Annotated in this window: 10 protein-coding genes and 1 pseudogene; 3 read left to right on the forward strand and 8 right to left on the reverse strand. The window is 72.7% G+C overall.

What is annotated here, in order from left to right:
* Positions 1-27: 27 nt before the first annotated feature.
* The 4 genes and pseudogenes from STRAU_RS32515 to STRAU_RS32525 form a co-directional block, all read right to left on the reverse strand.
* Complete coding sequence (locus STRAU_RS32515) at positions 28-1,041, reverse strand: endonuclease/exonuclease/phosphatase family protein (RefSeq protein WP_106968118.1); 1,014 nt, start codon at positions 1,039-1,041, stop codon at positions 28-30.
* A gap of 99 nt (positions 1,042-1,140) precedes the next feature.
* Positions 1,141-2,088: a hypothetical protein gene (locus STRAU_RS32520; RefSeq protein WP_037663402.1), complete on the reverse strand. Its 948-nt coding sequence runs from the start codon at positions 2,086-2,088 to the stop codon at positions 1,141-1,143.
* Between the two features lie 150 nt (positions 2,089-2,238).
* Positions 2,239-3,084 carry an ABC transporter permease gene (locus STRAU_RS40910; RefSeq protein ID WP_078621678.1) on the reverse strand — a complete coding sequence of 282 codons (846 nt, stop codon included), beginning with the start codon at positions 3,082-3,084 and terminating at the stop codon, positions 2,239-2,241.
* A 90-nt stretch (positions 3,085-3,174) separates the two neighbouring features.
* A pseudogene (locus STRAU_RS32525) lies at positions 3,175-4,203 on the reverse strand (ATP-binding cassette domain-containing protein); the annotation flags it as partial.
* 237 nt (positions 4,204-4,440) lie between these two features.
* Between STRAU_RS32525 and STRAU_RS32530 the strand changes: the two are divergent.
* On the forward strand, positions 4,441-4,845 hold the full coding sequence (locus STRAU_RS32530; protein ID WP_016644670.1) for a hypothetical protein: 405 nt from the start codon (positions 4,441-4,443) through the stop codon (positions 4,843-4,845).
* Between the two features lie 86 nt (positions 4,846-4,931).
* Here STRAU_RS32530 and STRAU_RS32535 read toward each other — a convergent pair whose 3' ends face one another.
* Together STRAU_RS32535 and STRAU_RS32540 are read right to left on the reverse strand one after the other, a co-directional pair.
* Positions 4,932-6,386 carry an MFS transporter gene (locus tag STRAU_RS32535; protein WP_016644671.1) on the reverse strand — a complete coding sequence of 485 codons (1,455 nt, stop codon included), beginning with the start codon at positions 6,384-6,386 and terminating at the stop codon, positions 4,932-4,934.
* A gap of 22 nt (positions 6,387-6,408) precedes the next feature.
* The gene (locus STRAU_RS32540) at positions 6,409-7,719 is read right to left on the reverse strand and encodes an SGNH/GDSL hydrolase family protein (protein WP_016644672.1); all 1,311 of its coding nucleotides are present in this window, start codon (positions 7,717-7,719) and stop codon (positions 6,409-6,411) included.
* 189 nt (positions 7,720-7,908) lie between these two features.
* Between STRAU_RS32540 and STRAU_RS32545 the strand changes: the two genes are divergently transcribed.
* A complete protein-coding gene (locus STRAU_RS32545; protein ID WP_016644673.1) occupies positions 7,909-8,817 on the forward strand; it encodes a LysR family transcriptional regulator in 909 nt (302 codons plus the stop codon).
* Here STRAU_RS32545 and STRAU_RS32550 read toward each other — a convergent pair.
* On the reverse strand, positions 8,814-9,227 hold the full coding sequence (locus STRAU_RS32550) for a DUF7144 family membrane protein (RefSeq protein ID WP_016644674.1): 414 nt from the start codon (positions 9,225-9,227) through the stop codon (positions 8,814-8,816). The genes STRAU_RS32545 and STRAU_RS32550 overlap by 4 nt on opposite strands.
* Positions 9,228-9,323: 96 nt before the next feature.
* On the reverse strand, positions 9,324-10,079 hold the full coding sequence (locus STRAU_RS32555; RefSeq protein ID WP_016644675.1) for a TetR/AcrR family transcriptional regulator: 756 nt from the start codon (positions 10,077-10,079) through the stop codon (positions 9,324-9,326).
* Positions 10,080-10,237: 158 nt separating this feature from the next.
* Here STRAU_RS32555 and STRAU_RS32560 point away from each other — a divergent pair, with 158 nt between their 5' ends.
* Entirely contained in the window at positions 10,238-11,791 is a 1,554-nt protein-coding gene (locus STRAU_RS32560; protein ID WP_016644676.1) for an MFS transporter, read from the forward strand.
* Positions 11,792-11,837: the final 46 nt, after the last annotated feature.

Below are 11,837 nucleotides of genomic sequence, written 5' to 3' on the forward strand. Positions count from 1 at the left end.
ACGAGGCGCGGAGCGCCGATTCGGCGGTCACCCCGGCTTGCGGTGCAGGGTCAGGTCGACCAGCAGCGCCCGGTGATCGGTGTTGCCGATCTCCAGGAAGCGGGCGCCGTGCGCGGCGAAGTCGTCCGTCGCCAGGACGTGGTCGATCTGCGTGCCGAAGGGCCGGGGCACGGAGGTGGGCCAGCTCGGGGTGCGGGACGCCCCGGCGAGGCGGGCCCCGTCGCGCAGCCCGGTGTCGAGGATGCGGCGGAACGCGGCGTGATCCTGGGTGGCGTTGAAGTCGCCGGCGAGGATCGTGGGCTGCCCGTTGCCTGAGGAGGCGTAGTCGCGGAGGCGGCCGAGTTCCGTGCGCCAGCGGTCGACGTCGCCCGGCGTCGGCGGCATGGGGTGCGCGAGTTGGAGGCGTACGGGAATGCCCTTCACGTCGGCGACGGCACCGGGCATGCCGAGCGTGCCGCGCACCCCGGCGGCCGGTTTGAGGGGCAGGTTGCTGAGGATGACGGAGCCGTCGGCGCCGTTGCCCGCGACGGCCCGCCGGTAGGGGTAGGCGGAGCGCGGCAGCTCGGCGCGGAGCTTCGCGGCGCACGCGGAGTCGCACTCCGAGGCGAAGACCAGGTCCGGCTTGCGCTCCCGCACCGTTTTGATCAACCCCGGCGCCCCGCGCCCGAATTCGACGTTGGAGGCGAGCACGCGTATCTCGGCGACCGGCGGCCCGTCCGGGTCGGACACCGTGCCGTACGGCTCCATGTACCAGGCGAGTCCGCCGAGCACGGCCACCGCCCACACCAGGCCGAAGCGGAAGCGCCCGAACGCGGCGAGCAGCAGCGCGGCCGCGCCCGGCACCAGCAGCCAGGGCAGGAAGGCGAGGACCTGCGGCACGGGCGTGACGCCGTCGGTGTCGGCGATGCGGCAGCCGAGGACGGCGCTCACCGCGGCGAGCAGGAGCCCGGCGGTCCAGGCGGCGACCCGGTGGCTCTGCGGCCGCCGCGCGTCCACGGCGAGATCGGGTTCGGCCTCGGGGGGCGTGGGCGGTGCCGTCACGTGCTCCAAGGGGCGCCCTTTCGTCGCCGGGCGTCCAAGGGGCGCCCTTTCGTCGCCGGGCGAACAAGCTGGGGTCGCGCCGGGGCGTGCTCTACAGGTCTACAGGTCCTCTCTCAACAGATCCTCCCTCAAGGACGCGGGCGGGCGGTGCGCGGGTTGCGGCGCGGTGGGCGCGGGCCCCTGCCGGAGCCGGGCGGGCCGGGGCAGCCCCGGCCCGCCCCGCCGCAGCCGCCCGCTCAGCCAGGACCCGAGTGCCACGGCGAGCCCGACGCCGATGATCACCCAGGCCGCCGTGCCGGTGGAAAGGTCGTGGTCGTAGACGGCCCCGGCGGCGGCGCGGGACACGTCGGGCGGCAGGTCGTCGAGGGTGAGCCCGCGGCCGACGGCGATGGCGGCGGCGAGCGCGGCGGCGCCGAGGACCGTCCCGAGCGCGGTGGCGGTGACGGCGCGGCGGCGGCGTACCGCGAGGAGGATGCCGCCCACGGCGAGCAGCACGGCGGCGACGGGCAGCCACAGACCGGCGATCTGGAGCATGCGGAACCCCTTCCTGAAGTGGCTGAGGTCCTGTGCCTTCATGACGGTGACCTCGGTGTGCCGCACCGGGATGCGGTTCGCGAACGGCGTGCCCTCTTCGGTGAGTTGCCGTTTGACCTGCTCGGTGATGGGCGCGAGGTCGATGGTGACGGCGCCCTCGGCGTCGTGCGCGAGCGCGGACTGCACGGCGTCGTGGGCGGCCCGGTTGGCGGCGTTCCACGCGGCCTGGAAGGCGCCGGTCTCGGTGAAGGAGCGCACCGCCTCGCGTACGAAGGACCCGACGGCGGACTGCAGCGGCCCCGCGTCGATCTCCTCCATCACGGAGTCGGTCACCGCGCCGGAGACGGCGTCGCGGACGGCGGGGTCGGCGGCGAGGGGCGCCATCGTGGCGACGTACGCGTCGGCGTCCTCGATCTCGTACTTCGCCCAGGTCGAGACCGCGCCGAGCGGGACGAGCAGACAGGCGAGGACCAGCAGCACGGCGGACAGGGCGGCGCGAGGACGTCTGGGCACGCCCACAAGGCAAGACCCCGGCCGCGCGGGGCGCGACCGGGGTCACCGCATATCACTGCATATGGGGGCAGGATTCCCCGCCTTTGTGGGACGCCCGCGTGGCGGCACCCGCGGGGCGCGCCCACCCGGGGTACGGCACGCGAGGCGCCGCTACTTGCGGTTGTACAGCCGCATCGTCACCGGCCCGAAGACCGCGACGAACAGGCCCGCCCAGCCGAGGCTCCAGGCGATGTCGGCGGCCGGCCAGTCGCCCTCCATCAGGCCGCGGACGCCGGAGGCGACGTGCGTGACGGGGTTGTTGTTGACGAACGCCTGCAGCCAGCCCGGCATGGTCTCCGGCTTCACGAAGATGTCGCTGAGGAACGTCAGCGGGAACAGCACCATCATGCTGACGCCCATCACGGACTTCTCGGTGCGCAGCAGCAGCCCGAGCATCGTCCACACCCAGGAGAAGGAGAACGAGAAGACGAGCAGGAGCAGTACGCCGCCGAACACGCCGAGGACGCTGTCCGGCCGGAAGCCCAGGATGAGGCCGACGGTGAGCATCACGGCGGACGCGAGGGCGTACCGCAGGGCGTCGCCGAGGAGATAGCCGACCATCGTCGAGGGCCGCCATATCGGCAGCGACCGGAAGCGGTCGAACACGCCCTTCTCGATGTCGGTGTTGACCGAGACGCCCGTGTACATCGTGATCATGACGACGGACATCACCAGGATGCCGGGGAGCAGGTACTGGATGTACTCGCGCGGGGAGCCGGCGAGGGCGCCTCCGAAGAGGTACGTGTACATCAGCACCATCATGATCGGGAACGCCGTGACGTCGAAGAGCTGCTCCGGCACGTGTTTGATCTTGAGCATGGCGCGCCAGCCGAAGGTCAGGGACGCGGAGAAGGCGCTGGGGCGCGGCGGGCGCTCCTTGGCGATGAGCAGTTCGGCCAGCGACTCCGTGCGGACGGGCGCGAGGTCCTGTGCCTCGGTGGTGGTCGCGGTGCTCATCGGGAGACCTCGGCTTCCTTCAGGTCCTGCGGGGTGTCCGGGCCGTTCGGGCCGTCCGGGCCGTCCGGGCCGTCCGGGCCGTCCGGGGCCGTCCGGGCCGTCCGGGCCGTTCAAGGATTCAGGTTCGCTGGGGTGGCCGGTCAGGGCGAGGAAGACCTCGTCGAGGCTGGGCTGGCCCAGGGAGAAGTTGTCGACGACGATGCCGGTGCGGGCCAGCTCGGCCAGGGCCAGGGAGGCCGCCTCGGCGGCACCGCGGCCGTTGGCGGAGCCCTCGCCGACGCGGGCGGTGAGCGCGACCGGGTCGGGTTCGAGCTGGATGGGCGCGGCCAGGGCGAGCCGCAGCACCTCCTCGGCCTGCGCGCGCTGCTCGGCGTGGCGGAGCCGCACGTGCACCGAGCCCGCGCCGACGGACGCCTTCAGCTCGCCCTTGGTGCCCTCGGCGATCACCTTGCCCTTGTCGATGACGGCGATCCGGGCCGCGAGCTGGTCGGCCTCGTCCAGATACTGCGTGGTCAGGAGCACGGTCGTGCCGTGGCCGACGACCGCGCGGACGATGTCCCAGACCTGGTTGCGGCTGCGCGGGTCGAGGCCCGTGGTCGGCTCGTCCAGGAACAGCAGGTCCGGGGTGTTGAGGATGGACGCGGCGATGTCGATGCGGCGGCGCATGCCGCCCGAGTAGTTCTTCACCTGGCGGGACGCGGCGTCCCCGAGGCCGAAGGCGTCGAGGAGCTGCTCGGCGCGTGCGTACGCGGCCTTCTTGCCGTGGCCCGTGAGGCGGGCCAGGAGCACCAGGTTCTCGGTGCCGGTGAGGTCCTCGTCCACCGAGGCGTACTGCCCGGTGAGGCTCACCAGGCCGCGCACGGTGTTGGCCTCGCGGACCACGTCGTGGCCGAAAATGTGTGCCTCGCCGCCGTCCGGGCGCAGCAGCGTGGCGAGCATCTTCACGGTTGTCGTCTTGCCCGCGCCGTTCGGTCCGAGGACGCCGTAGACGGTGCCGGCCGGGACGGCCAGGTCGACGCCGTCGACCGCGCGGTTCTCACCGAACGTCTTGACCAGGCCCGCGGTCTCGATGGCCAGACCTCCGGGCCCGGGGCTCCGGTGCGGCTGCTTGCTGCTCATGTCCCTGCGCCCTCCGATGGGGGATCGTCAGTGGTGCGTCATGAGGGGAGACCGGGCCCGGGGCCAAAACTCATCGGCGCGGGCCGGGCGGGGGTGGCTGATTTCCAGCTGATTTCCAGAGTGGCACGCGCTCCGGTGGAGCGCGGGGTCGAGCGGGTGTTTCCTTGACTGAGACGGCCTGTGCCGCCGCCCCCCGGCGCGCACAGCGCCGCAAGGCGTCAGCAGAGAGGAGCCGTCATGGCTCACACCGCACCCGGCGCGCCCGCCACACCCGGCGCACACGGCCTTCCCGGCCTCCGCGCGCTCTCCGGCACCTGGGCGGTCCCCGCCCTCCTCGCCGTCGTCTACGGCCTCTGGGCCGCCGCCATCCACCGCGACGGCGGCCCGATCACCGGCGGCAACGTCCTCTTCGGCGTCGTCGCGGGCGTCGTCTTCGGGGCGCTGTACGTGGCGGTGCGCCGCGTCGCCCCCGCGCTGCCCCGCGAACTGCGCGCCGCCGCCTGGGCGGCCTTCGCGGGCGTCACCTTCGGCTTCCTCTACAGCCTCACCGACGCCACCGTTCTCCGGTCGGTCGGGATGGCGGTGGCGGTGGCCGCGGGCGTGTTCGCGATGACGTTCTACCGGTACTACACGCGGGAGTGACCGGGACTGCGCGCGAGAGCGGCCGATACACGCGGGAGTGACCGGTACCGCACGCGAGAGCGGCCGATACGCGCGGGAGTGACCGCTCAACCGGCCCGCCCGCCCCGCCGCCCCAGGAGCCGCGCCGCGAGCACCGCCCCCACGAGCACCACCCCCGCGTTCACGGCCACCGCCGTGGTCACCCCGGGCAGGACCGAGCCCCCGTCGCCGCCCGCCCGCGCCGCGACCACGGCGCTCATGACGGGGATGCCGAGGGTGATGCCGACCTGCTGGGTCATCGTGGCGAGCCCGGTCGCGAGCCCCTGCTCGGAGTCCGGAAGGCCGGACGTCGCCGTCACCATGAACCCCACGATCATCAGCATGTTCCCCACGCCACCGGCGAAGGTGGCGGCGAGCACCAGCCAGATCCACCCGCCGCCCGGGCCGAGCGCGAGAAGCGACCCGGTGGCGACGGCCTGCGCCACACCCCCGGCGAGGATCGCCCCCCGGCCGCCGAGCCGCCCCACGGCCCGCCCGCCGAGCGTGCCGCCGAGCACGGTCCCCGCGCCGAGCACCCCGAAGGCGAGCCCGGTCGCCAGCGGCGAGTAGCCGAGGACCTCCTGCAGATACAGGGTGATCAGGAAGACCAGTGAGGTCTCCGTGGCGAAGGCGACGAGGCCGGCCACGTTCCCCCACACCACGCTCCGCCGCCGCATGATCCGCACCGGCACGAGCGGCGCCGCCGCCCGCCGCTCCAGGAACCAGAACCCGATGAGCAGCGACACGCCCCCCACCAGACCCGCCAGGGCCACGGGGTCCGACCACCCCGCCTCACCGGCCCGCGTGAGCCCGTACACGAGCGCCAGCAGACCACCGGTGACGGCCACCGCGCCCGGCACGTCGAGGCGGTGCCTGCACACGATCTTCGAGTCGCTGAGGACGGACGGCGCGAGGGCCACCACCACCGCCGCGACGGGCACGTTGACGAGGAACGCCCACCGCCAGGAGAGCAGGTCGGTGAGGAGACCGCCGAGCACGGCCCCGGCCGTGAACCCGGCGGACATCAGCGCCCCGTTGAGCCCGAGCGCCCGTTCCCGCAGCGGCCCCTCGCGGAAGGCCGTGGTGAGCAGCGCGAGCCCGGCCGGGGTGACGGCGGCCGTGGCGAGCCCTTGCAGGACCCGCGCCACGATGAGGACTTCGGGCGAGGTGGCGAGCCCGCCGAGCGCCGAGGCCAGGCCGAGCACCGCCATCCCGCCGATGAAAAGCCGCTTCCTGCCGAAGAGATCGGCGATCCGGCCGAAAAGGAGGGTGAATCCGGCCGCGGCGAGCGCGAACGAGGTCGCGATCCACTGGAGGTGGCCGAGCGGGAAGCCGAGGCCCTCGCCGACCACGGGCAGCGCCACGTTCAGGATGGAGAAGTCCACGGCGATCATGAACTGGGCGCCGAGGAGGAGGGTGAGGACGAGCTTCTGCCGCCCGGTCATCCGGACCGGGGCGGAGGGGGCGGGCGCGGCCGGGGCGGCGGCGCTCTTGGCGCCCGAGGCTCTCTCGGTGACAGACATGGCGTGCGCGACTCCCGTCGGCTCAGAGCGAGTTCAGGTCGGCGGCGCGGGCCATGGCCCGGTACCCGGCGTCGTTGGGGTGCAGGTGGTCGCCGCTGTCGTACGCGGGCCGGATCCGCTCGGGGTTCTCGGGGTCGGCGAGGGCCTTGTCGAAGTCGATGTACGAGTCGTACTCACCCGACGTGCGCACCCACGTGTTGAACGCGTCGCTGACCGCCGCCGCGCGCTTGCCGTAGTGGTCGGAGCCGCCGAGCGGGAGCAGCGTGGCGCCGACGGCCTTCAGGCCCTTGTCGTGCGCGGCGCGGATCAACTTGCGGTGCCCGGCGATGAGTTCGTCGGCGCTGATGATGGGCGCGGGCTTGTAGGTCGGCTTGTCGGTCTCGCTGAAGCCGATGTCGTTGACGCCTTGGAGGACGACGACGGTGCCGGCGCCGGGCAGCGCGGCGACGTCCCGCCCGAACCGGCCCGTGCCCTTGTCGCCGAACCAGGCCGAGTCGTTGAGGACCAGGTTGCCGCCGATGCCGGAGTTCAGGACGGGGCGCGGCTTGCCCGCCTTGGCGAGGCGTTCGGCGAGGGCGTCGGACCAGCGGCGGTTGCGGTCGGTGGAGGAGGCGAATCCGTCGGTGATGGAGTCGCCGAAGAGGACGATCCCGTCGCGGCGCGGGGCCCGGGCGCGGCCGCCCTCGCCCTCGCGGGAGCGTACGTCCACGCCGGACAGGTAGTACCAGGACTCGGTCGACTCCTTGAAGGCCCCGGCGCCGGTGTCGCCGACGTGGTTCCCGGCCGCCCGGTAGCTGGTCGCGAAGGACTGGGCGTGGAAGGTGGCGGGGCCGGTGGTGCGGGCCAGGTGCAGGGTCACCGTGACGGACTCGAAGCGGTCCAGGCCGAGTCCGGCCTCGTCGCTGGCGAGCGCGCCGCCCGCGGGGACGGTGGCGGACGTCTTGCCGCCGAAGGTGAGGCGGCGCACCGAGCCCCGCTCGACGCCCGCGCCCTTCGTGCCCTCGGTGCGGGCGACGCTCGCGCTCGCTATGTGCAGCGGGGACGCGCCGTACGCGTTGGAGAGGCGGATGCGGGCTCTGTCGCCTCCTTCCGTCACGCGGACGACCTGCCGCACGGTCTGGTCGTCGAATCCGGCTTCGGACCAGTTGGCCTTGAAGCCGATGCTCGGCCGCTGCGGCGCGGCCGCCCAGGCGGCGGTCCACGCCCCCTCCTTGGCGGCGTCGTGGCGGACGGTGCCGCCGTTGTCGGAGACGGCCCGGGCGGAGGTGACGGCGGCACCGGCGGTGACGGCGAGGGCGATGGCGACGGCGGTGGTGCGGGCACGAGAAATCATCGAAGGCTCCGGAGAGTTGAGGAGGTGGGATCCGGTCCGGCGGTGCGCCGTTCCGACTCCTCAAAGATCCGCCGATCGCGATGGCCCATCAACGACGATCCATGAAACGATCGCCGCGCCTGGGCTTATCGATGCAGGTCAGGGCGTACGTCAGGTCAGTGGACGGGCCTGCGCGAGGGGGAGTGTGCCGTGGAACGACAAGAGCTGGAGACCTTTCTGACCCTCGCCGAGGAGCTGCACTTCGGCCGCACCGCCGAGCGGCTGCTGCTCTCCCAGGCGCGGGTCAGCCAGACGGTGAAGAAGCTGGAGCGCAAGATCGGCGCACCGCTCTTCGAACGCACCAGCCGCGTGGTGCGCATGTCGCCGCTCGGCCGTCAGCTGTACGAGGACCTGGAGCCGCTGCACCGCGAGATGGAGGCGGCCGTGGCCCGCGCCAAGGACGTGGCGCGGGGCGTGGAGGGCGAGTTGGGCGTCGGGTTCCTCGGCTCCGGGGCCGGGTCGCTCACCCAGCCGATCCTGGAGCTGTTCCGGGAGCGGTGCCCCGGGTGCGCGGTGCGGATGCGCGAGGCGCACTACCAGGATCCGCTGGGCGCGCTGCGCGCGGGCGACGTCGACGTGCTCTTCACCTGCCTGCCGGTGGAGGAGCCCGACCTGACGGTGGGCCCGGTCGTCATCAACGAACCCCGCGTCCTCGCGATGCCCCTGCGCCACCCGCTCGCAGGGCGCACCTCGCTGGCCTGGGAGGACCTGGCGGGCGAGACGTTCTTCGGGGTGGTCAACGGCGCGCCCGCGTACTGGTGGGACTTCCATGTGCCGCCGCGCACGCCGAGCGGCCGCGAGATCCGCCGGGGGCAGGCGGTGGCGTCGTTCCAGGAAATGATGACGCTGGTGGCCACCGGCCAGGGCGTCTCCCCGGTGATCGCCTCCGTCGAGAAGTACTACGCCCGCCCCGACATCACCTTCGTCCCGGTCCACGACCTGCCCTCGGCCGATGTCGCCCTGATCTGGCGCACGGGCGGCACGAGTGCTCGCACGGAGGCGTTCATCCGGGCCGTGCAGGACGTGGTCGCCGCGAACGGCGGCCCTGCGGCGTTCTAGGACACGCCCTTGGTCGCCGCCCCGCCACGGTCCGTGCACAGCGCCCAGATCACGAAGGCGCCGAGCGCGAGCGAGATGAGCGCCCACAGGGGTGTGTACGGCAGCCACAGGAACTGCGCCACCATGCCCACGGCGGCGAGCCCGATGCCCGCCCCGCGCGCCCACTCGGCGCCCTTGAGGATGCCCCAGCCGGTGACGGCGATGAGCACGCCGAGCACCAGGTGGATCCAGCCCCACGTGGTGAGGTTGAACTTGTAGACGTAGTCGCCGAGGCGCGCGTACACGTCGTCCTCGGCGATGCCCGTGATGCCCGCCAGGACGCCGAGGACGCCGTTCACCAGCATCAGGACGCCGGCGAACAGCGCGCCGCCGGACGCCCATACGTTTCTTCCGCGGTGTGCTGAATCCATGGCCCGAGCTTCCGGGCGGCGGGGCGGGGCGGCCACTGGGGGTGGGCCATCCAGGTGGCTCCTCCGGGCGGGCGCCCGTCTGTCGGCTGCGCGCCGCTACGCGTCGCGCTGGGCCTCCAGGCCGTCCAGGATGCAGTCGAGCCCCAGGTCGAAGTTGCTGCGCCGGGCCTCGTCCACCTGCCGGCCGGTCTGCGCCGCGTACAGCCGCCGCACCCGCGGGTAGGGCTCCATGGCATGCAGGGCGGCCGCGGTCACCCGCTCCATCCACTCCTGGTCGCTCTGTCCGCTGCGGGCGAGCGTCGTCAGCCAGGCGGCCTCGGTGGCGGACGTGCCGATGACGTACGCCCAGAGGGTCTTGAGCGCCACGTCGGACCGCTCCAGGCCGAAGCCGCCGGCCTCGAAGAGTCCGAGCATGTCCTCCGAGAGCCGCATCATGTTCGGCCCGAGATACGCCATGCCCATCTCGCCGAGCAGGGAGGCGATCCAGGGGTGCCGCAGGATCGCGGCGCGCACGTTGTTGCCGCACTCCACCGCGGCGGCCCGCCACTCCTCGCGCGAGGCGGGTTCGGGCACCTCGATCTCGCCGTAGATCTGGTCGACGACCAGCTCGATCAGCTCGTCCTTGTTGGACACGTGGGTGTAGAGCGAGGTGGCGCCCGCGTTCAGGCGCGTGCCGAGCTTGCGCATGCTCAGCGCCTCGATGCCGTCGGAGTCGAGCAGCGCGATCGCCTCGGCCACGATCTGGTCGCGGCTGAGCGCGGGCTGCTCGCGGCGCGGGCGCTGCGGGCGGGTCCACACGGACCCGATCGGTTCGCCGGTCGGCTGCTTGGTCGGCTGCGCGGCGCGTGGCATGCGGCCACCCCTTTTCTGCTCGTCTCGTGCCCCCACCCTAGCGCAGCGCGCGCACGGCGTTCGGGTGTTGCGCACACTGTACGGTCTCCGTACAGTGTGCGGAGTCGGCGAACGCCGTACCGAAGAATCCGAGGAATCACTCGCTGGGGAGGCCCGCAATGGACGAGCTGGGATCGACATCAGAGGGAGGGAAGCCGGGGGCAGCAGCGGCGCGTGATCCGAAGCGCTGGCTCATCCTGATCGTGCTCTGCCTGAGCACGCTGGTCCTCGTGATCGACAACATGGTGCTGACGGTCGCGGTGCCGCCGATCGCCGAGGACCTGGACGCGAGCGCGTCCGACCTGCAGTGGATCCTCGACTCGTACATGCTGGTGTTCGCCGGGCTGCTGCTGACGTCCGGATCGCTCTCGGACCGCTTCGGGCGCCGGAAACTGATGCTGATCGGCCTGGTCGTCTTCGGCGCGGCCTCCCTGCTCGCGACGGTCGCGGGCAGCCCCGAGCAACTGATCGCCGGGCGCGTCCTGATGGGCGTCGGCGGCGCGCTGATCATGCCGAGCACGCTCTCCATCGTCATCACGGTCTTCGACGACGAGGAGCGGCCCAAGGCGATCGCCGCGTGGAGCGGGGTGGCGATGATCGGCCTCGTCGGCGGCCCGGTCTTCGGCGGTTTCCTCCTGGAGCACTACTGGTGGGGCTCGATCTTCCTGATCAACGTGCCGATCGTCGTGCTCGCGTTCATCGCCGCGATCGTTCTGATGAAGGAGTCCAAGGGCCCCTGGCGCAAGGCCGACCCGGTCGGCATGGTCCTGTCGGTCCTCGGCATGGTGGCGCTGGTGTGGACGGTCACCGAGTGGCCGAAGGAGGGCTTCGGCGACCCGAAGGTGTACGTCGCTGCGATCGTCTCCGTGCTCGCCCTCACGGGCTTCGCTGTCTGGGAGACCCGGGTCGCCGAGCCGATGGTGCCGCTGGACCTGTTCCGCAACCGCGTCTTCACCGGCGCCAGCCTGTCGATCGTCCTGCTGACCTTCGCCAACGGCGGTCTGATGCTGGTTCTCAGCCAGTACCTGCAGTTCGTCCTCGACTACTCGCCGACGAAGACCGGCTGGGCCTTCGCGCCGCTGGCCGTCGCCTCGCTCGTCTTCAACGGCCTGGGCGCGACGCTCGGCCAGAAGGTCGGCAACCGCGTCATGGTGGCGGGCGGCCTCACGATCATCGCCGCCGGTTTCTTCACCCTCACGACGCTGCAGCCCGGCGACGGCTTCGGCGTGGTGACCGTGGCCTCGCTCCTGATGGGCATGGGCGGCGGCCTGGCGATGCCGGCCGCGCAGGCCGCGCTGATGGGCGCGGTGCCGCATGAGCACGCGGGTGTGGGGTCGGCCCTCAACGACACGGTGCAGCAGGCGGGCGCGGCGCTCGGTGTCGCCGTCCTCGGCGCGATCCTGTCGCACACGTACGGCAACCATGTGCCCGCGGATGCGCCCGGGAAGGCGGACGAGTCCGTCGTCGAGGGCCTCAAGGAGGCGGCCCGCCTCGGCGACGCCCAGTTGGCCGCGGAGGTGCGGGACGCTTTCACCGAGGCGATGTCGGCGAGCTTCGTCGTCGGCGCGGCCGGTGTCCTCGTGGCCGCGGCCCTCTCCCTCTTCCTGATGCGACCCGGGCCGCAGCCCGAGCTGCCCTCCGAGGCCCCCGCCCCGGAGAAGTCCCGGGCCTGACATATGGGGCTGCGCCCCGCTCCCCCCTGATCGGCGCTCCGCGCCT

The organism is Streptomyces aurantiacus JA 4570 (assembly GCF_000414115.1).
In the GTDB taxonomy this organism is placed as follows: Bacteria; Actinomycetota; Actinomycetes; order Streptomycetales; family Streptomycetaceae; genus Streptomyces; species Streptomyces aurantiacus_A.